Annotated in this window: 9 protein-coding genes; 7 read left to right on the forward strand and 2 right to left on the reverse strand. The window is 68.7% G+C overall.

Translation table 11 applies throughout. The features are described 5' to 3' along the window. Positions 1-68: 68 nt before the first annotated feature. Positions 69-1,151, forward strand: a complete 1,083-nt coding sequence (gene lptF, locus ACW5IY_RS02670; protein WP_049434096.1) for an LPS export ABC transporter permease LptF — start codon at positions 69-71, stop codon at positions 1,149-1,151. Then, positions 1,148-2,254, forward strand: coding sequence for an LPS export ABC transporter permease LptG (gene lptG / locus ACW5IY_RS02675; protein ID WP_010480722.1), 1,107 nt, complete (start codon positions 1,148-1,150; stop codon positions 2,252-2,254). The genes lptF and lptG overlap by 4 nt, the downstream gene beginning before the upstream one ends. Positions 2,255-2,344: 90 nt before the next feature. On the opposite strand, the gene ACW5IY_RS02680 is transcribed toward lptG, so the two are convergent. Next, positions 2,345-2,836 (reverse strand): RDD family protein, encoded by a 492-nt coding sequence (locus tag ACW5IY_RS02680; protein WP_010480723.1) that lies wholly within the window; start codon positions 2,834-2,836, stop codon positions 2,345-2,347. Between the two features lie 56 nt (positions 2,837-2,892). Here ACW5IY_RS02680 and xerD point away from each other — a divergent pair, with 56 nt between their 5' ends. Beyond that, on the forward strand, positions 2,893-3,870 hold the full coding sequence (gene xerD, locus ACW5IY_RS02685) for a site-specific tyrosine recombinase XerD (protein ID WP_049434094.1): 978 nt from the start codon (positions 2,893-2,895) through the stop codon (positions 3,868-3,870). Between the two features lie 100 nt (positions 3,871-3,970). Then, positions 3,971-4,756 carry a thioredoxin fold domain-containing protein gene (locus ACW5IY_RS02690; protein ID WP_049434091.1) on the forward strand — a complete coding sequence of 262 codons (786 nt, stop codon included), beginning with the start codon at positions 3,971-3,973 and terminating at the stop codon, positions 4,754-4,756. A gap of 120 nt (positions 4,757-4,876) precedes the next feature. On the opposite strand, the gene ACW5IY_RS02695 is transcribed toward ACW5IY_RS02690, so the two are convergent. Then, complete coding sequence (locus ACW5IY_RS02695) at positions 4,877-6,976, reverse strand: glycosyl hydrolase family 18 protein (protein ID WP_049434090.1); 2,100 nt, start codon at positions 6,974-6,976, stop codon at positions 4,877-4,879. Between the two features lie 816 nt (positions 6,977-7,792). Between ACW5IY_RS02695 and purL the strand changes: the two genes are divergently transcribed. The 3 genes from purL (at position 7,793) to ACW5IY_RS02710 (ending at position 21,308) form a co-directional block, all read left to right on the forward strand. Continuing rightward, entirely contained in the window at positions 7,793-11,677 is a 3,885-nt protein-coding gene (gene purL, locus ACW5IY_RS02700; protein ID WP_152906201.1) for a phosphoribosylformylglycinamidine synthase, read from the forward strand. A 438-nt stretch (positions 11,678-12,115) separates the two neighbouring features. After that, positions 12,116-19,297, forward strand: coding sequence for an ESPR-type extended signal peptide-containing protein (locus ACW5IY_RS02705; RefSeq protein WP_049435121.1), 7,182 nt, complete (start codon positions 12,116-12,118; stop codon positions 19,295-19,297). A 157-nt stretch (positions 19,298-19,454) separates the two neighbouring features. Next, positions 19,455-21,308, forward strand: a complete 1,854-nt coding sequence (locus ACW5IY_RS02710; RefSeq protein ID WP_049435122.1) for a S8 family peptidase — start codon at positions 19,455-19,457, stop codon at positions 21,306-21,308. Positions 21,309-21,363 lie beyond the last annotated feature (55 nt).

Genomic DNA, 21,363 nt, shown 5'->3' on the forward strand with positions numbered 1-21,363 from the left:
GCCGTTTACGCCCAGACAGTAGACTGGGCGGCACCGCGAACGAACCCCAGAGTTTAAACCACCGCCCCATGCTGAAGCTCGACCGATACCTGCTGGGCGATTTCGTCCAGAGTTTCCTGGCTACCCTGATCGTCCTGCTGGTGGTCAGCGTGGGCGGCGTGCTGGTGGACATCCTCGGCAACATCGCCGACGGGCGGCTGCCGGCCAAGCTGCTGTTCTCGCAGCTGGGCCTGCAGTTCATCGCCTACCTGCCGCTGATCCTGCCGCTGGCGCTGATGCTGGGCCTGCTGCTGGCCATCGCCCGCCTGTACCGCGACTCGGAGATGGCGGTCATCACCGCCATTGGCGTGGGCCCCAAGCGCCTGCTGCGGCCGCTGCTGATGCTGGTGGTGCCGGTGGTGCTGCTGGTCGGCGCCTGCTCGCTGTGGCTGGGCCCGTGGGCCGGCCGGGTGGCCGAGCAGATGATCATCGAGGCCAACCGCAGCGTGCTGATGGCCGGCCTGGAGCCGGGCCGCTTCACCCCGCTGCCCAATGGCGGCGTGGTCTACCTGTCCTCGATCTCGCCCGATGGCACCCAGCTGGGCAAAGTGTTTCTGCAGCGCCAGAAGGATGACCGCCTGGAGGTGGTGTCGGCCAATGGCGGTCGCATGTTCTTCGAGGGTACCCGCCAGCGCTTCCTGGAGCTGGATGACGGCCACCAGGTGGAAGGGCCGGTGGCCGGTGCGCTGGACTACCGCCTGGCGACCTTCGCCCGCAATGACGTGGCCCTGCCCGATGGCGCGCAGATCCGCACCGAGGATGACCCGGAACTGATGCCGACCCTGCAGCTGATCGGCGATGAGCGTCCGCAGGCGCAGGCGCAGCTGCACCGCCGCCTGGCCCCGCCGCTGATCGCGCTGGCGTTCGCCCTGCTGACCGTGCCGCTGGGCCGCAGCTCGCCGCGCCAGCAGCGCTACGGCCGCATGATGCTGGCGCTGATGGCCTACATGGTCGGCACCAACCTGATGTTCATCGGCAGCGGCTGGATCGCCAACGGCAAGATCCCCCCTGCGCTCGGCCTGTGGTGGTTGACCCTGCCGCTGCTGGCGCTGGCCATCTGGATGTATGCACGTGATGGCCGCCTGGGCCGCCCGAAGGGAGCCCGCGCATGAGGCTGCGCCCGATGCGTTTCGACCTGTACCTGGGCCGGTCGGTGTTCACCACCGTGTTGCTGACCTGGGCCGTACTGGTCGGCCTGGACGTGGTGATGGCGTTCTCCGGCGAGTTCAAGGACATCGGCAAGAACGGTTACACCCTGGGCCATGCCGCCGCCTGGGTGCTGTACACGGTGCCGCGCCGCGCCTACACCATGTTCCCCACCGCCGCGGTGATCGGTGCGCTGATGGGCCTGGGCCAGCTGGCTGCCACCTCCGAGCTGACCGCACTGCGCGCGCTGGGCCTGTCGCGCAAGCGGCTGAGCGTGTCGGTGGCGATCGCGCTGTCGCTGCTGACCGCGGTGATGGTGCTCAGCGCCGAGACGCTGGGTCCCTGGGGCCAGGATCGTGCCGATGCGTTGAAGTCCAGTGCCAAGTGGGGGCGGGATATCGCCACCAGCCGTTATTCGGGCCTGTGGGCACGCGAGGGCGATACCTTCCTCAATGCGCAGAGTGGCGAGGAGCAGCTGGTTGGCGACAAGGGCACGCGCCTGATCCTGCGCGACGTGCGCCTGTATCGCATCGCTGAAGACGGCCGGATCGCCTCGCTGACCCATGCTGCCACCGTCGAGCATGACAAGGATGGCTGGGTATTGACGGGCGTGCGCCGGGACACCTTTGGTGAACGCTCGGCCACGCGTGAGGAAGTGGCGCGCGAAGCGTGGAATTCTTCGCTGGATCCGGCGGCGCTGGCCACCGGCATCGCCAAGCCGCGCAACCTCAGCGTGGCCGAACTGAGCACCAGCATCGCCTATCGCCAGCGCAACGGGCTGGATGCGCGCGACTTCGAGGATGTGTACTGGAGCCGCTGGTTCTACCCGGTGAACGTGCTGGCGCTGTGCCTGGCGGCGGTGCCGTTCGCGTTCGGTTCGCTGCGCAGCGGCGGCATGGGCAAGCGCCTGTTCCTGGGCATCCTGTTCGCGCTGGGCTTCTGGCTGCTGCAGCTGTTCTTCGGTCGCATGGCCGGCGCGTTGAAGTTCGATTACCGCATTGCCTATGCGCTGCCACCGATCGTGATGCTGGCGGTGTCCGGACTGCTGTTCCGGCGCAAGTCGGGCTGATTCTGATTGTTGTAGAGCCGAGCCTGTGCTCGGCTGTCGCGTACAGTGCGGAAAGCAGCCGAGCACGGGCTCGGCTCTACAGACAGCGCCTTACCGTTTCGGCATCCGCACCAAGCGGGTGCCGCTGGCGCGGTCATGCCAGGTCAGGCGTTCGCGATCGACCCACGCCCACCAGAAGCCCAGTCCACCCAGCAGCAGGGATAGCGTGCCCACGGCGAAACGCAGCCACAGCTGGCTGCGCCGCAGCGGCGCGCCATCGCTGGCGTGCAGTTTCAGCCGCCACGGCCGCATGCCCAGCGTCTGCCCGCCGCGGCGCCAGCTTGCCGTCGCGTACCACCCCGTGATCGCCCAGCACACCGCCCACAGCAGCCACTGCCAGGCACTGAACGGCGCGATGTTCTCGCGCTGGGCATGGCCGCTGAAGGTGTAGGCAAGGGTGAACAGGGTGCCGGCCAGCATCCACAGCGCCAGCACCGGCAGCGCGTCGTAGACCATCGCCAGCGCGCGCCACAGCAGCAATGCGCGCGGGCGGGGCAGTTCGGTAGCGGCCGCAGGGGCCGTATCAATGGCGGGGCGGGACATGCGCCGAGCATACGCAATGCTGGCCGCATCCGCAGTGGCCCTCGTATCCTCTACGCATGGCCTCTGTTTCCACCCCCGCCGAACGCCGCCAGCTGGTGCAGCAACTGCCGGAACTGCGCGCCGATGACAGCGTGCGCATCCAGCGTTTCCTCGACGCGATCTGGGCCGAGAACGGCCTCGCGCGCGCTACGCTCGACAGCTACCGGCGCGACCTGGAAGGTCTGGCGCGGTGGATGGATGGACGCGAGGGCGGGCTGGCCGGCATCGAGCGCCCCGGCCTGTTCGACTACCTGGCCTGGCGTACCCGTCATGGCTGGTCGCCGCGCAGCAACGCGCGCCTGCTGTCGGCACTGCGCGCGTTCTTCGCCGACGGCGTACGTCGTGGTGAGCGCAGCGAAGACCCCAGCGCGCTGCTCGATCCGCCGAAGCTGCCACGTTTGTTGCCCAAGGCGCTGGCCGAGAGCCAGATCGACGCGCTGTTGGCAGCACCGGATGTCGACAGCCCGCTGGGCCTGCGCGATCGGGCCATGCTGGAGCTGATGTATGCCGCCGGCCTGCGCGTGAGCGAACTGGTGCTGCTGCCGGCGACTGCGGTCAACCTGCGCCAGGGTGTGCTGCGAGTCACCGGCAAGGGCAGCAAGGAACGGCTGGTGCCGCTGGGCGAGGAATCCCAGCACTGGCTGGAGCGCTACCTGCAGCAGTCGCGGCCGCAGCTGGTCGGCAAGGGCAAGGTGCAGGCATTGGCGGATGGGCAGACGCCACTGTTCGTCGAGCCCACGCTGCATGCGCTGACCCGCCAGGCGTTCTGGCATCTGGTCAAGCGCCACGCCCAGGTGGCCGGCATCGACCCGGCGCGGATCAGCCCGCATGGCCTGCGGCACAGCTTCGCTACCCATCTGCTCAACCGCGGTGCCGACCTGCGCGCGCTGCAGATGCTGCTCGGCCACAGCTCGCTGTCGACCACCCAGATCTACACCCTGGTGGCCCGCGAACACCTGCAGAAGCTGCACGCGCGCCACCATCCGCGCGGCTGAGCAGAGGCCTGAACCCCGGCCTCAAGCGTCGGGCGAGGTCGCGGCCCGGTCGCGGCAGCTGTGTCAGAATCCCAGGTCTTCTTCTGTCGCGGACCGCTCCATGCTCCGATTTGCCATCGCCGCCGTGTTCGGTGCGCTCAGCCTGACCGCCTGCGCCCAGCCGGCTCCGCCAGCTGCCAAGGCACCCGCCACCGCTGCGGCCAAGACCAGCCCGGCCGCCAACGCGTCGGCCGATCAGGCCGTGCGTGCCGCGCTGACCGCGCTCAATCCCGGTTTCCAGGTGGATTACATCGGCGCTGCGCCGTTCCCCGGCTTCCGCGAGGTCGTCGTGTCCGGCCAGTTGCTGTACGTGTCCGATGACGGCCGCTACCTGTTCCAGTCGCAGCCGTACGACACCCGCGCCAAGGGCCCGGCCAACAGCGAAGGCCTGCTCGGCTACCGCCGCGATCTGCTGGCCAAGGCCAACCATGGCGACCGCATCGTGTTCGCGGCACCGAACGCCAAGTACACCATCAGCGTGTTCACCGACATCGAATGCGGCTACTGCCGCAAGCTGCACCAGGACATCGCCGAGCTCAACCGCAACGGCATCAGCGTCGAGTACCTGGCGTTCCCGCGCATGGGCCTGGGCAGCAAGGATTACACCGACATGATCTCGGTCTGGTGTGCGGCGGATCGCCGCCAGGCGCTGACCAATGCCAAGCGCGGTGGTAGCGTGCCGGCCAAGAACTGCACCAACCCGGTGGCGATGCAGTACGCACTGGGCCAGCAGCTGGGCGTGAATGGGACGCCCGCCATCTTCGCCCCGGACGGTACCCAGCTGGGCGGTTACCTGCCGCCGGCGCAGCTGCGCGCGGCGCTGGAAAAGCTGTCGGCCAAGCGCTGATCGCCGCCGACCTTGTTTCTGTAGAGCCGGGCCCATGCTCGGCTGATGTTTCCGCAGCCGAGCATGGGCTCGGCTCTACAGGTAGGAAGCCGGGGGCGCGCAGCACCCCCGGCTTTTTTCTTACTTCAGGCCATCACTGACCGCCTTGGTCAGCGTGCCCTGTGCATCGTCACCGCTGAACTCCCAGACGAACGCGCCGCCCAGGCCCTGGGTCTTCACGTAGCCCATCTTGCGGGTGATGTTGGCCGGGGTATCGAAGCTCCACAGCGTGCTGCCGTTGTAGATCCAGGTGGCACCGGCGGTGTTGTCGGTGTAGCCCGGCCACGCCAGGTTCTTCAGTACCTTCCAGTCTTCGATGCCCGCCTCGTAGGTACCCGGGGCGGCGCCGGTGGCGGTCTGGTACAGGCCGTTGTTGGCGTTGGCCACACCGGTCCAGCCGCGCCCGTAGTAGCCGATGCCGAGGTTGAGCTTGGCGGCAGGCACGCCTCGGCTGATGAAGGCCTCGATGGCGTCGTTGCTGTTGTACAGCTTCTGGTCGCCGGTGGACGGATCATTCGGCGAATCGAACAGTGCCGACTGGTGATTGGTCTTCGCATCCCACGCGCCGTGGAAGTCGTAGGTCATCACGTTGATGTAGTCCAGGTACGGGTGGTACGCGGCTGGATCGGTGACGCGGATCTTGTCGATGCCGGCACCCACCGCCACCGTCAGCAACAGGCCCGGACGCACCGCATCGAGCTGGCGGCGGAACTCGGCCATCAGTGCGGTGAAGTTGGCGTTGTCTTCCGGCTTGCCGCATTCGATGCCGCAGGCCACCGGGTATTCCCAGTCGATGTCGATGCCGTCGAACACGCCCAGCGCGGCACCGGCGCCACCGGCACCGTCGGTCACCGGCAGGTTGCCCTTGATGTAGGCGTCGATGCACGAGGCGACGAACGCCTGGCGGTTTTCTGGGCGCGCCGCGCTGGAGAAGCCGCGCGACCAGGTCCAGCCACCCAGCGAGATCAGCACCTTCATGCCCGGGTACTTGGCCTTGAGCTGCTTGAGCTGGTTCCAGTTGCCACGCAGCGGCTGGTCCCAGGTATCGGCGCTGCCGCTGACACTCTCGGCAGCGCTGAAGGCCTTGGTGTAGTCGGCGAAGGCATCGCCACCGGCACCGCTGTTCGGATCCGACGGCTGGGTGATGCCCACTTCGCAGCGGTTGTTGCGCACGTTGCCGAACGCGTAGTTGATGTGGGTCAGGCGTGCGGCCGAGCCGCTGCTGTCGATGTTCTTGACCCGGTAATTGCGGCCGTAGATGCCCCACTGGGTGAAGTAGCCGATGACCCGCTTGCCGGTGGTGCCGCCGTCGCCGGCCAGCGTGGTGGCGCTGATCTCGGTGCCCTGTGCCGACGCGTTGCCGGCGTTGTCGCGGGCGCGCACGCGGTAGCGGTAGGTGGTGGAGGCAGTCAGCCCGCCGTCGACATAGCTGGCACTGGACGGTGAACCGACCAGGCTGCCGTTGCGGTACACGTCGTAGCCGGCCACGCCGCTGCCGCCGGTGTTGTCGGTGGACGGGCTCCAGCTGAGCGCGATGCTGTTGGCGGTGCGCGTACCGACCGCCAGCCCGCCCGGCACGCTGGGCGCGGTGGTATCGCCATCGGCGGCGTTGACGGTGATGGTGATGGTCGCGGTGCTGCTGGTGGCGTTGTTGTTGTCGGTGGCCACCGCGCGCAGGGTGTGGCTGCCGGCGCTGGCATTGGCCCAGCTGGCCGCATACGGCGCACTGGTGGCCACGCCGAGCGTGCTGCCATCGCGGAAGAACTCGACCTTGGCGACACTGCCGTCCGGATCACTGGCGTTGGCAGTCACGTTGACCGTGCTGCCGGCACTGAAGGTGGCGCCGTTGGCCGGCGAGGTCAGGCTGACCACCGGCGGCTGGTTGGCGCCGCTGCCATCGCAGGCGCCGAGGTTGGTGTAGTAGGGCGCACCGGCCGGATGGTCCGGCGGCGCGTTCCAGATGTCCTGGTTCGCCCGATAGAGGACGCCTCCTTTCTGCAGGGTATCGCCGGCCCGGTAGATCTTGGCCTGGTCCCACTGGGCCACCCCGGCACAGCTGGCGGCCTGCGCCAGGCCGGGCAGGGCGGCGGTACCGGCGGCCAGGGCAAGCAGCCAGGCCAGGCGGCGGGGACGACAGTTTCGGGTCGCACGTTCGGCACTGCGCACAATCGGGTCGTACATGGGTAAGTCTCCGATCAAAGGGCGCGCGGGCCCCGATGGCGCCGCGCGTGACGCAGGTCCGGGCGTCGCCCGGGAAGGCGACGGAGGGGGCGGACGGAGGTACCTGGGAGGCCGGGGAGAGAGTCCGGCGCCAGGTAGGGACAACGTTGTCATCAATTGTGTGGTCAATCCGTGAGCAAGCGCATGGTTCCGGGAATCGGGCGGAGAGCGCGCTGCGCGTGGTCGGCGGCCATCGGCGGAGCCCCTCGTGGTTGGTCGGCGCGCGAATTCATGGGTTTGGCCGGGCGGGTGGGCATCGCGGGGGACGCCGTAAACCCGTCCATGGGGGCTTGGCCGCGGCATCCATGCCGCGGACACCCCCGCGATGCCCACCCGCCCGACCCCTGACAGGTTCCTGCGCGGCCCAGCCACGAAAGACAGAACAGAAAATCAAAATCAAAAGCCGGTCGCTTCGCTCTTCAATGCCTGATTTCTGACTTCCTCTGGTTGCCGGCCAGCGGCCGGCACTACCGGGAACATCCACGCATGGCGTGGATCTACCGCAGATCGCGGAAATCTGTCGAAGGCGGGGTGGGTCCGGTGGCGGGGGTGTCCGCGGCATGGATGCCGCGGCCAAGCCCCCAGGGATGGGTTTACGGCGTCCCCCGCCACCGGACCCACCCCGCCATCCCACGGAAATCCTGTTTTTGCTTTGGCAACTGCTGTTGCTGTTGCCGTTGCCCTGGCCTAGGCGGGTGCCGGGCGCCGCCCGGCCAAAGCCCTCCCCCCGCTTCCGGTACAATGTCGGGCCCGTTTCCCAACTACGGTTCCCCGGACATGATGGTCCTCGAGGGCGCGCCCGCCCTGTCGCCGTTCCGCCGCGAACGTCTTGAATCCCGCCTGCAGTCCATCGCTCCCTCCCTGCGCATCAGCGGTGCCTGGCACGTCTACTTCGTGCAGCCCGAAGGCAGCGCCGCCCCCGACCTGACCACGCTGTGCCGCATCCTCGAAGCTGCGCCGCAGGCCGAGGCATTGGCCGAAAGCGCGGTCAGCCGCATCGTGGTGCCGCGCCTGGGCACGCTGTCGCCGTGGTCGAGCAAGGCCACCGAGCTGGTCCGCGGTGCCGGGCAGCCGGTGAGCCGGGTCGAGCGCGGCCTGCGCATCGACGTGCAGGGCTGGCCGGCTGATGCCGCCGCCCAGCAGGCGCTGGTCAAGGCGCTGCACGACCCGATGACGCAGTCGGTGCTGGAGACCGTGGAACAGGGCCAGGCGCTGTTCTCGGCGCCGGCCCGTGGCGAACTGGAACGCGTGCCGGTGGACCAGCTGGAGGCCGCCAACCAGCGCCTCGGCCTGGCCATGGCCCAGGACGAGATCGACTACCTGCGCGAACGCTTCACCGCGCTGGGCCGCGCGCCGTCCGACGTCGAACTGATGATGTTCGCGCAGGCCAATTCCGAGCACTGCCGGCACAAGATCTTCAACGCCAGCTGGACCATCGACGGCCAGGAGCAGGACCGCTCGCTGTTCCGGATGATCAAGAACACCCACCAGCAGACCCCGCAGCACACGCTCAGCGCGTACAGCGACAATGCCGCGGTGATTGAAGGCCATCCGGCCTCGCGTTACCGCCCGGACCCGGCCAGTGGCGAATACCGCCGCGAAGCACAGGTGCCCAGCGCGTTCCAGATCAAGGTGGAAACGCACAACCACCCGACCGCGATCGCGCCGTTCCCGGGCGCATCGACCGGCAACGGTGGCGAGATCCGCGACGAAGGCGCAACCGGCCGCGGCGGCAAGCCGAAGGCCGGCCTGTCCGGTTTCTCGGTGTCGCACCTGCGCATCCCGGAGCTGCCGCAGCCGTGGGAAGCGCCGCGCGCGCTGAACCCGCGCATGGCACCGGCGCTGGAAATCATGACCGATGGCCCGCTCGGCGGTGCTGCGTTCAACAACGAATTCGGCCGCCCGAACCTGCTTGGCTACTTCCGCAGCTTCGAGCTGCCGGAAGGCGCCGATCTGGTGCGTGCCTACGACAAGCCGATCATGCTGGCCGGTGGCCTCGGCGCGATCGATCGCGTGCAGGTCGACAAGATCCAGCTGCAGGCCGGTGATGCGGTCATCGTGCTGGGTGGCCCGGCGATGCTGATCGGCCTGGGCGGCGGTGCCGCCAGCTCGGTGGCCTCCGGCGAAAGCGCCGAAGACCTGGACTTCGCCAGCGTGCAGCGCGACAACCCGGAAATGGAGCGCCGCTGCCAGGAGGTCATCGACCGCTGCGTGGCGATGGGCGCCAACAACCCGATCAAGTTCTTCCATGACGTCGGTGCCGGTGGCCTGTCCAATGCCATCCCCGAACTGCTGCACGACTCCAAGGTCGGCGGCGTGATCGACCTGGGCAAGGTGCCCACCGATGATCCGTCGCTGTCGCCGATGCAGCTGTGGTGCAACGAGTCGCAGGAACGCTATGTGCTGGGCGTGGCCCAGGAGCGCCTGGCCGAGTTCGCCGCGCTGTGCGCCCGCGAGCGCTGCCCGTTCGCCGCGGTGGGCGTGGCCACGGCCGAAGAGCACCTGGTGGTGGCCTATGGCGCCGTGCCCGGCCATACCCCGGCCGACGCGCCGATCGACCTGCCGATGGACGTGCTGTTCGGCAAGCCGCCGAAGATGCACCGCGACACCGCGCACCCGCCGGCACCGCGCTGGCCGGCGCTGAAGACCGGTGGCCTGGACCTGCAGGAAGCCGGCCTGCGCGTGCTCGCGCACCCGACGGTCGCTTCGAAGAACTTCCTGGTCACCATCGGTGACCGCAGCGTCGGTGGCCTGACCGCACGCGAGCAGATGGTCGGCCCGTGGCAGCTGCCGGTGGCCGACGTGGCGATCACCCTGGCCGACTTCGACGGCGTGGCCGGCGAAGCGATGTCGATCGGCGAGCGCACCCCGCTGGCCCTGCTCGATGCGGCTGCTTCGGCACGCATGGCGGTGGGCGAAGCGCTGACCAACCTGTGCGCGGCCCCGGTCGATGCGCTGGATGAGATCAAGCTGTCGGCGAACTGGATGGCCGCGGCCGGCCACCCCGGCGAAGACGCGCTGCTGTACGACGCGGTGAAGGCGGTGGGCATGGAGCTGTGCCCGCAGCTGGACATCAGCATTCCGGTCGGCAAGGACTCGCTGTCGATGCAGGCGCAGTGGCACGACCAGGGCGAAGCGCACAAGAGCGTGTCGCCGGTGTCGCTGGTGATCTCGGCGTTCGCGCCGGTGGCCGACGTGCGCCAGCAGCTGACCCCGCTGCTCGACCGCGACGTGGACAGCGAGCTGTGGTTGATCGGCCTCGGCGCCGGCAAGCAGCGCCTGGGCGGTTCGATCCTGGCGCAGGTGCATGCCGACCACGGCGATCTGCCGGCCTTCGCCGGTGCCGCACCGGACCTGGACGACCCGCAGCGCCTGCGTGGCTTCTTCGAACTGATCCGCGATGCGCGTCAGGCCGGCCTGCTGCTGGCTTACCACGACCGCAGCGACGGCGGCGCCTTCGCCGCGCTGTGCGAAATGGCCTTCACCTCGCGGCTGGGCCTGGACATCACCCTCGATGCCTGGGGCGATGATCCGTTCCGCAGCCTGTTCAATGAAGAGCTGGGCGCGGTGGTGCAGATCGCCCGCGAAGACCGTGCCGCCTTTGCCGACCTGGTCGAGCGCCATGCACTGATCGAGTGTGCACAGCGCATCGCCAAGCCGACCACCGCACCGGTGGTGCGCGTGTCGCTGGCCGGCGAGAACCTGGCCGAATGGCGCTGGGAAGCGCTGTTCGACGCCTGGTGGTCGGTCACCCACGCGATGCAGAAGCGCCGCGACAACCCGGCCAATGCCGATGCCGAGCGCGAGATCGCTCGTGCCTTCACTGCGCCAGGCCTGAAGCCCAAGCTCAGCTTCGACCTCAACGAGGACGTGGCCGCCCCGTTCATCAGCACCGGCGCGCGTCCGCGCGTGGCGGTACTGCGCGAGCAGGGCGTCAACGGCCAGATCGAAATGGCCAACGCCTTCGAACGTGCCGGCTTCCGCGCCTTCGACGTGCATATGAGCGACCTGATCGAAGGCCGCGTGGCATTGCAGGACTTCACCGGCCTGGTCGCCTGTGGTGGCTTCAGCTACGGCGACGTGCTGGGTGCCGGCCGCGGCTGGGCCACCTCGATCCTGGAGCGCAGTGCGCTGCGTGATGCCTTTGCCGCGTTCTTCGCGCGCGAGGACAGCTTCGCGCTGGGCGTGTGCAATGGCTGCCAGATGATGAGCCAGCTCAAGGGCATCATTCCGGGCGCCGAGCACTGGCCGCAGTTCCGCCGCAACGCCAGTGAGCAGTTCGAAGCCCGTACCGCGCTGCTGGAAGTGGTGGAATCGCCGTCGATCCTGCTGCGTGGCATGGCCGGTTCGCGCCTGCAGGTGGCGGTGGCACATGGTGAAGGCCAGGCCGTGTTCGACAATGCCGTCGACCAGGCCGCCGCTCGCGTTTCGCTGCGCTACATCGACGGCAACGGCAACGTCGCCAGCCAGTACCCGTTGAATCCGAACGGTTCGCCGGACGGCATCACCGGCCTGACCAGCAACGATGGCCGGGTCACCATCATGATGCCGCACCCGGAACGTACGCCGCGCGCGCTCAACCTGAGCTGGGCGCCGGCCGAGTGGCAGGGTGACTCGCCGTGGATGCGCATGTTCCGCAACGCGCGGGTATGGTGCGGCTGATCGCATCGTTCTGCGCAGGCCGCAATGCCGCTGCGTACGGAAAAACCCGCCGTTGATCGGCGGGTTTTTCTTTGCGCGCATGAAACTCCTGTCGCGACCGCTAGTTACATCGATTTTCATGCGGCGGAACTTCGTCACGCACGCCTAACAAAACACTTTCATAAACAGGTGAAAGGGTGAACTGCTTCACGGCAATAGGATTTGTCGTGTCAAAGTCTTGACGATTTGGAAAGTTGCCGTTAACACTTGAACCCCGTTTCAGAATCATTCATTTCGCAGTAACCGGTTGGCGCACGCGCTCGGTTTTCTGTCGCTGCGCGCCGTTCGGCAATACCCCGCAGTAAATCACGCGAATAAACGCCCCCAGGGGACGTTGGGCCGGAAAGCCCAGCGGTGGCGTTGCTTTGCCCAAAACCAGTCCAATCAGGAGCCGTACCGATGAATCGGATTTATCGCAAGGTCTGGAACAAAGCATTGGGTCAGTTGGTGGTGGCCTCGGAACTGGCCTCCTCCGACAGCAGCAGTGGCGGGGTCGTCGACCAGCGCCGCGATGCGACGCAGGCCACGCCCGCACTGCTGGCGGTGGCACTGGGCCTGGTATTGGGGTTGGGCATGAGCGGCACCGCCGCAGCACAGTCGGTGCAGATCGGCGGCAGCGCCACCTGCGTGGCATTCAGCGGCAAGCTGCTCGAAAAGTGCCTGATCGAAGGCTCGGCCAGCGCCAAGGGCAGCAACGCGGTGGCGATCGGCAGCAACAGCAGCGCCACTGCCGCCAACAGCGTAGCGCTGGGCGCTGGCTCCAAGGCCACGCGGGCCAACACGGTGTCCGTGGGTGATACCGGCAAGGAACGCCAGATCACCCATGTTGCTGCGGGCACCCAGGCCACCGATGCGGTGAACAAGGCACAGCTGGATGCGCAGGCGCGCGCCACGCAGGCCGCGCTGGCCGACGTTGCCGCGGATGGCAACCGCTACTTCAAGGCCGACGGCGCAGGTGATGACAGCGATGCAGCGAAGATCGACGGCCAGGGCGCAGTCGCGGCCGGTGCCGGTGCGCAGTCGCTGGCCAACGCCACCACCGCCATCGGTACCCAGGCCATTGCCGCGGGCCTGGGCGCAAGCGCGTTCGGCCAAGGCGCATTGGCGATCGGTGACGCCAGCGTGGTGGTCGGGCAGAGTGCTGCCGCGTTCGGTCTTGGTGACACCGCCGTCGGCGCCAGTGCCTATGCCGCAAGCGAAAACGGCGCAGCCACCGCACTGGGTGCCTTGTCCGAAGCCACCGCCGATGGCGCGACCGCTGTCGGCGGCGGTGCCGTGGCGATGGGCCCGGGCAGCACCGCATTGGGCCGCGGCGCCACCGCCGCCAACGAAGCGTCGATCGCAGTCGGTGCGTTCAGCACTGCTGTCGGTGAATACAGCACCGCGCTGGGTTCGAATTCCGCTGCGGTTGCCACCGGCAGCGTGGCGCTGGGCGCGGGCTCGCTGGCCGGCCGCGTCGATACCGTGTCCGTCGGTGCCGCCGAATACGGCTTGACCCGGCAGATCACCAGCGTGGCCGCAGGCACCGAAGACAACGATGCCGTCAATGTCGGTCAGTTGAAGGGCGTCGCCGCCGTGGCCGATGCCACCGCCAAGCGCTTCCAGGCCACCGGCAGCAGCAACAGCGATGCGGGCGCACTGGCCGACGGTGACGATGCACTGGCGGCCGGCGAGGCCGCCAATGCCCTCGGCAACGGCACCACGGCCGTCGGTGCCGGCGCCGCGGCCGTCGCGCAGAACGCGACCGCCGTGGGCAACAACGCACTGGCCTCGGGCCAGAACAGTGCCGCGTTCGGCAACAACGCGCAGGCCAACGGTCCAGGCAGCGTTGCCGTGGGTGGCGCCGCGGTGGATGCCGACGGCAACCCGCTGATCACCAGTGGCGGCGTACCGGTGGAAACCGGCGCCACCAGCGCAGGCGTCGGTGGCACCGCGGTGGGCGCCAGTGCCGAGGCCAGCGGATTTGCGGCGTCGTCCTACGGCGTCGGCGCCTATGCCGCCGGCGCGCAGGCATCCGCATTCGGCGCGGTGGCCAATGCCATCGGTGACTACTCCACCGCGCTGGGTACGCAGAGCAATGCCACCGGCACCAGCAGCGTCGCCATCGGTGGCCCGGCCGACCTGATCCCAGGCCTGGGCTTCTTCGTGCAGACCCAGGCCAGCGGCGAAGCGGCGACCGCCGTCGGCGCCGGTGCCATCGCAAGCGGTGACCGCGCGGTGGCCAACGGCAGCCTGACCGAAGCCTCCGGTGCTGAAGCCACAGCCGTTGGCTACTTCGCTTACGCCCCGGGTGAGAATGCCAGCGCGCTGGGCGCGCAGACCTGGGCCAGCGGCGCGCAGAGCACGGCCGTGGGTTACTACGCCACCGCACGCGGCGCCAACAGCGTCGCGCTTGGCGCGAACTCCGAAGCGGTGCGTGCCAACAGCGTGGCTGTCGGCAGTGTAGGCAACGAGCGTCAGATCACCAGCGTCGCTGCGGGCAGCGAAGCCACCGACGCGGTGAACAAGGCCCAGCTTGATGCCGTGGCCAGTACCGCTGATACCACCGCGCGCTTCTTCCAGGCACAGCCGGAGGCAGGCAGTGACGCTGGCGCACTGGCCGATGGCGAGGGCTCCATCGCTGTGGGCTCGTCGAGCAATGCGATCGGCGCAGGCGCCATCGCGCAGGGTGCAGCCGCGTCGGCCATTGGCGATGACAGCGTGGCCGTGGGCCGCAACAGCGCAGCCACCGGCAATGGCGGTGTCGCCATCGGTGGCCTCGGCCAGGCCTACGACGAGTTCAACCAGCCGATCATCGGTGCTGACGGCACGGCGCAGCAGGTGGGTACCACCGCTGTTGCCGATGCCACGGCGGTGGGCAGTGGCGCGCAGGCCACCGGGGCTGCCAGCAGCGCCTTCGGCAACGCTGCCAAGGCCAGTGGTGACAACAGCTTCGCCGCAGGCGGCAAGTCGCGCGCCACCGGCAGCTATGCAGTCGCGGTCGGCGACAGCGCATTCGCCAGCAGCGATGACAGCACCGCAGTAGGCGGTTACAGCTGGGCGACTGCCAGTGGCGCGGCAGCATTCGGTTCGGGGGCATGGGCCACTGCCACCAATGCCTCGGCCTTCGGCAACGCAGCCTGGGCCAGCGGCAGCGGCGCGACCTCCATCGGTTACAACAGCTGGGCCAACGGGGCCAGTTCCACGGCCGTCGGCCGCGGTGCCTTCGGCTATGGCGACAACAGCGTGGCGCTGGGCTTCCAGGCGCTGGGCAACAGCCTCAACAGCATCGCCATCGGCACCAATACGGTGGCGGGCGGTGAAAGCGCGATCGCGCTGGGGGCCGGCAGCAATGCCAGCGCCAGCAATGCGGTCGCGCTCGGTGCCGGTTCGGTTGCCAGCCGTGCGCGCACGGTGTCGGTGGGCAGCAGCGGCAACGAGCGCCAGCTCACCAACGTCGCCGCCGGTACCCAGGCCACCGACGCGGTGAACAAGGCACAGTTGGATGCGGTTGCGTCTACCGCTGCCACCACCAGCCGCTTCTTCCAGGCCAGCGGCAACGGCGACGAAGTGGCCGGTGCACTGGTGGAGGGTGACAACGCACTGGCGGCCGGTGATGCCGCCAACGCCATCGGCAATGGCGCCACCGCAGTGGGCAGCGGCGCCAACGCGCTGGCCAGCAACGCACAGGCGCTGGGTTTCAACGCATTGGCAACTGCGGCCAACGCCAGCGCGGTCGGTGCCAACGCACAGGCCACGGGCGAGTACGCAACTGCGCATGGTGCGGAAAGCGAAGCCAGCGGCGAGCAGAGCGCGGCGTTCGGTGCGGCCAGCATCGCCAGCGGTGCCGGTAGCACTGCCAATGGCGTGCTGTCCGAAGCGTCCGGCGAAGAAGCCGTGGCCCTGGGCTACTTCAGCAATGCCAGCGGCGACGCGGCCACCGCTGTCGGCAGCGAGAGCGTGGCCAGTGGTACGGCGTCGGCGGCCTTCGGTATCGGTGCCGAAGCCCGCGGCGGTTACAGCACCGCCATCGGTGGCTATGCACAGGCCTCGGCCTTCAATGCCACTGCGTTCGGCAACTTCGCCAATGCATCCGGTTCCAACAGTGTGGCAGTGGGCGGCGATTCGGAAGCCTCCGGCGCTTACAGCACCGCCACCGGCCAGGGCAGCCTGGCCACCGGCACCAACAGTGTCGCCGTCGGTGGTTCGTTGTTCGGCGTGCTGGCCACCGAGGCCTCAGGCAACTACTCCACCGCGGTGGGTGGTGGTGCCTGGTCGGGTGGCATCAACAGCACCGCGCTGGGCAATGCCGCCGAATCGCGTGGCGCCAACAGCGTGGCGCTGGGTGCCGATTCGATCGCCGATCGCGACAACACCGTGTCGGTAGGCGGCGGCGGCAACACCCGCCAGATCACCAATGTGGCCGATGGCACGCAGGGCAATGATGCGGTCAACAAGAACCAGCTCGACGCCGTAGCCGCGGCAGCGGAAAAGACCAGCAGGCAGTTCCAGGCCAGCGGCAATGCCGACGGCGAAACCGGCGCGCTGGTCGAGGGTGACAACGCGCTGGCCGCGGGTGATGCCGCCAACGCGATCGGCAATGGTGCCACTGCGCTCGGCAGCGGTGCCAATGCGCTGGCCGCCAACGCCACCGCCGTGGGCATCGATGCATTGGCCACCGGCAACAACGCGGCTGCCCTGGGCAGTAACGCACAGGCCACCGGCGAGGACAGCCTGTCCCTGGGCAGCGGTGCCAGCGCCAGTGAGGTCGGTGCAAGCGCGGTGGGGGCGCGTGCACAGGCCAGCGGCGCCTACAGCACGGCCACGGGTACAGAAGCCAATGCCAGCGGCGGGCAGGCGCTCGCCAGCGGTTTCCGCAGCGCGGCTTCGGCTGATGGCACCACCGCAGTGGGTGGCTACGCCGAAGCCAGCGGCCGCCTCGGCACCGCTCTGGGCTACGGCTCGGCAGCCAGCGCTGCCAACACCACTGCAGTCGGCTTCGGTGCCGCTGCGGCCGGTACCGGCGCCGTTGCCGTGGGTCAGTCCAGCGAGGCCAGTGGCGAGGAGAGCGTGGCCATCGGCGGCAGCACCTTCTTCGGCCTGATCCCGTCGCGTGCCAGTGGCACCGGTGCGGCGGCGTTCGGCGCCGGTGCCTGGGCCACCGAAGACTACGCGACCGCGATTGGCTGGAACTCGTGGGCGGCAGGCAGCAGCGCCACTGCGCTGGGGGCCAACGCCACCGCCAATGGCAGCAACAGCGTCGCGCTCGGTGCTGGCTCCAAGGCTGATCGTGACAACACCGTAGCCGTCGGCAAGGCCGGCGGTGAGCGCCAGGTGACCCACGTCGCGGCGGGCACCGAAGCCACCGATGCGGTGAACAAGGGCCAGCTGGATGCGGTCGCCAGCGTCGCCGACAAGACCAGCCTGCAGTTCCAGGCCAGCGGCAATGCCGATGGCGAAGCTGGTGCACTGGTGGACGGCGACAACGCACTGGCTGCCGGCAATGCGGCCAATGCCATCGGCAACGGCGCCACCGCGCTGGGCAGCGGCGCCAATGCCATGGCCGCCAATGCCACTGCCGTGGGCTTCGATGCCTTGGCCACCGGCAACAATGCGGCGGCGCTCGGCAACGCGGCGCAGGCCGGAGGTGTCGACAGCGTAGCCGTGGGCAGTGGCGCCAGCGCCAGCGAACTCGGCGCCAGTGCTACCGGCGCCGGTGCCCAGGCCAAGGGTGCCTACAGTACCGCCAGCGGTGCGCAGGCCACGGCCAGCGGCACCCAGTCGCAGGCCAGTGGTTTCCGCGCCAATGCCTCGGCCGATGGTGCGTCTGCGCTGGGCAGCTATGCCGAGGCCAGCGGTCGCCTGGGTACCGCGGCCGGATACGGCAGCAAGGCAACCGGCGCCAATGCCACGGCGGTAGGTGTGAGTGCCACCGCCAGTGCCGCAGGCAGCGTTGCGCTGGGCGCGGGCTCGGTCGCCGACCGTGCCAACACTGTGTCGGTCGGCAGCGCGAGCAGTGATCGTCAGATCACCCGTGTCGCTGCCGGCACCGAGCGCACCGATGCGGTCAATCGTGGCCAGCTCGATGCGGTCGCGGCGACCGCCGATGGCACGGCCCGCTACGTCAAGGCCACCGGCGCAGGTACCGCCAGTGCCAACGGCAGCGATGCCGCCGCGATCGGTTCGGCAGCCACTGCCAGCGGCGCACGCAGCAATGCCCTGGGTGCCAATGCGATGGCCATCGGCAACGGTGCCCTTGCACTGGGCACCAGCGCCGGTGCATCGGGCGCGAACTCGGTTGCGCTGGGTGCCGGTTCGCGTGCACTCGATGCCAACGTGGTGTCGGTCGGCGGTGGCAATGGCACCGATGGTCCGGCCACGCGCCGCATCGTCAATGTGGCCGATGGCCGCATCGCCGCCGGCAGCAGCGATGCCATCACCGGTTCGCAGCTCAACGTCACCAACCAGCGGGTGGGCGCGGTGGAAACCCGCGTCGGTGATTTCGATTCGCGCATCGCCACCGTGGAAACCACGGCGGCCAGCGCAGTCAGCTATGACGACGCCAGCCGTGACCGCCTGACCCTGTCCGGCTTCCAGGGCACCACCATCGACAACGTCGGTGCCGGCAGCATCGCTGCGGGCAGTCGCCAGGCGATCAACGGCGGCCAGCTGTTCCAGTCGCTCAGTGATGCCGCCAGCTTCCTCGGCGGTGGTGCCAGCGTTGGCATGCAGGGTGTGTTCGTGGCGCCGAACTATGTGATCCAGGGCGCCACCTACAGCAACGTCGGCGATGCGCTCGGCGCGCTGGACCGCAAGGTCAGCGAGATCGACCGCCGCACCGCCGGTGGCACGCGTGCCGGGACTGCCAGCCTGCGCGCAATGAGTACCCCGCTGGATGACAGCCCGCTGGCCAGCGCCGCCGATGCACCTGCAACGGCCGACGCGGCACCGGCCAGCACCGCGCGCGTGCAGGGCACGCCGACCGCTGCCGCCGCCGGTGCCGGGATTCCGGTTGGCACTCCCGCGACGGGCTTCAACGCCGTCGCCATGGGCGAGGGCGCCGTTGCCAGTGGCGCCTCGTCCACCGCCATAGGCCAGGGCGCCAATGCCACCGCGGCCAACGCGGTGGCACTGGGGCAGGGCTCGGTTGCCGATCGTGCCAACACGGTCTCGGTGGGCAGTGAAGGCAACGAGCGCCAGGTCACCAACGTGGCGGCCGGTACCACGGCCACCGATGCGGTCAACAAGGGCCAGCTCGACCGTGGCATGGCCACGGCCAACAGCTACACCGACAGCCGCGTCCAGGCCGTCGCCGACAGCTTCGATGTGTTCAAGGGCGAAATCGACGGACGCCTGCGCCACATGGATCGCCGCATCGACCGCCAGGGGGCGATGAGCGCGGCGATGCTCAACATGGCCACCAGTGCCGCCGGTATCCGCACCCAGAACCGGGTCGGCGTCGGCATTGGCTTCCAGGGCGGCGAGTCGGCGTTGTCGCTGGGCTACCAGCGTGCGATCAGCGATCGCGCCACGGTGACCTTCGGTGGTGCCTTCAGCAGCGACGACAGCTCGGTTGGCGTCGGTGCCGGCTTCGGCTGGTAAGCCACTCCATCGCGCCGGCGGCCACCCACGCCGGCGCAGCACCTGCAGTGAGGGCCTGGGGGGAGGTCACGGCAATCCCGGCTGGGCCGGCCGGGAGTCGTCAAGGAATGATGGCCGCAGTGTTGGTTCGATCCATGACCCAGAAGAGGAATTCGACGTGATCAAGAAGCAGAACCTTCGCATCAATGTGCTTGCCGCCGCCGTGCTGTCGATGACGGCTGTCGGTGCCGTCCACGCCGCTGGACTGCCGACCCGTGAACCGGTGCGCCAGGCCAGCACCGCCCAGCCGGGAACCGAGCGCATCATCGTCAAGTACCGGGCCGGTGCTGCTGCCGCCACTGACCGCTCGGCGAAGCTGTCCACCGTGCAGTCCGCACTGACCCGTGCCAGCCTCTCCGGCGGCACATCCCGCGCCAGCACGCTTGGCCCGCAGGTGGTCCGCAAGCTGTCTACCGGGGCGGACCTCATCCGTGTGCAGGGCCACCTGGCCCCGGCCGAACTGCAGCGCGTACTGAAAGAGCTGAAGGCCGACCCGTCGGTGCAGTACGCCGAAGCCGACGTGAAGCTGCGCCGCACCGAACTGCGTGCCGGCAACGTACAGCCGGCGCTGGTGCCGAACGATCCCTTCTACCAGCAGAACCAGTGGCATCTGCACAATGCGGTCGGCGGCATCAACGCACCGGCGGCATGGGATGTCTCGCAGGGCGAGGGCATCGTGGTGGCGGTGATCGATACCGGCATCCTGCCGCAGCATCCGGACCTGGTCGGCAACCTGCTGGAGGGCTACGACTTCATCAGCGACGCGGAGACGTCGCGGCGCCCGACCAACGATCGCGTGCCGGGTGCGCAGGACTACGGTGATTGGGTCGAGAACGACAACGAGTGCTATGACGGCTCGCTGGCCGAGGACAGTTCCTGGCACGGCACCCACGTCGCCGGCACTGTGGCCGAGCAGACCAACAACGGCGTCGGCATGGCCGGTGTCGCCTACAAGGCCAAGGTACTGCCGGTGCGCGTGCTCGGTAAATGCGGTGGCTACCTGTCCGACATCGCCGATGCGGTGGTCTGGGCATCGGGTGGCACGGTGGCCGGCATTCCGGCCAACACCAATCCGGCCGAGATCATCAACATGAGCCTGGGGGGCGGTGGCGCCTGCGCAAGCACCTACCAGGACGCGATCAACGGCGCGATCTCGCGCGGGACCACCGTGGTGGTGGCGGCCGGCAATGAAACCGACAACGCGTCCAAGTACCAGCCGGCCAGCTGCGAAGGCGTGGTGACCGTGGGTGCCACCCGCATCACCGGTGGCATCACCTACTACTCCAACTACGGCACCCGCGTGGACCTGTCCGGTCCGGGTGGCGGTGGCAGTGTGGACGGCAACCCGGGCGGCTACATCTGGCAGACCGGCTCCAATGCGGCCACCACGCCGGAATCGGGCACGCCGGGCTACATGGGCATGGGCGGTACCTCGATGGCCTCGCCGCATGTGGCCGCCGTTGCCGCACTGGTGCAGAGCGCGCTGATCGCCAAGGGCAAGGACCCGCTGACCCCGGCCGCGATGCGCACCCTGCTGAAGGAAACCGCACGTCCGTTCCCGGTCGCCATTCCGGCGGCGACCCCGATCGGTACCGGCATCCTCGACGCCAAGGCCGCGCTGGCCAAGGCACTGGAAGAACCGTGCACCGAGAACTGCGGGCCGGTGGCCACGCCGCTGACCAACAAGGCCGCCGTCGGTGGCCTGAACGGTGCTGCCGCCAGCAGCCGCCTGTACAGCTTCGAGGCTGCCGCCGGCAAGCAGCTCAGTGTGATCACCTACGGTGGCACCGGTAATGTCTCGGTCTACATCGCGCAGGGGCGTGAACCGAGCGCCAGCGACAACGACGCCAAGTCGACCCGTCCGGGCACGTCCGAGACGGTGCGGGTAGCGAAGCCGGTGGCGGCTACCTACTACATCAAGGTAGTCGGCGAAGCGGCCTACAACGGCGTGAGCATCCTTGCCACGCAGTAAGCTGGAACTGTCGTAGTTGAATGGCCGAAGCCCGTCATCCTGTGTGACGGGCTTC

This window comes from Stenotrophomonas sp. C-A, assembly GCF_054030835.1.

What these genes read in the sequence shown, in the direction of transcription:
- ACW5IY_RS02705 (WP_049435121.1), top strand. Translation starts at nt 12,116, where the DNA reads ATGAATCGGATTTATCGCAAGGTCTGGAACAAAGCATTGGGTCAGTTG.
- ACW5IY_RS02690 (WP_049434091.1), top strand. Translation starts at nt 3,971, where the DNA reads ATGCTCCGATTTGCCATCGCCGCCGTGTTCGGTGCGCTCAGCCTGACC.
- xerD (WP_049434094.1), top strand. Translation starts at nt 2,893, where the DNA reads ATGGCCTCTGTTTCCACCCCCGCCGAACGCCGCCAGCTGGTGCAGCAA.
- ACW5IY_RS02695 (WP_049434090.1), bottom strand. Translation starts at nt 6,976, where the DNA reads ATGTACGACCCGATTGTGCGCAGTGCCGAACGTGCGACCCGAAACTGT.
- lptF (WP_049434096.1), top strand. Translation starts at nt 69, where the DNA reads ATGCTGAAGCTCGACCGATACCTGCTGGGCGATTTCGTCCAGAGTTTC.
- ACW5IY_RS02680 (WP_010480723.1), bottom strand. Translation starts at nt 2,836, where the DNA reads ATGTCCCGCCCCGCCATTGATACGGCCCCTGCGGCCGCTACCGAACTG.
- purL (WP_152906201.1), top strand. Translation starts at nt 7,793, where the DNA reads ATGATGGTCCTCGAGGGCGCGCCCGCCCTGTCGCCGTTCCGCCGCGAA.
- lptG (WP_010480722.1), top strand. Translation starts at nt 1,148, where the DNA reads ATGAGGCTGCGCCCGATGCGTTTCGACCTGTACCTGGGCCGGTCGGTG.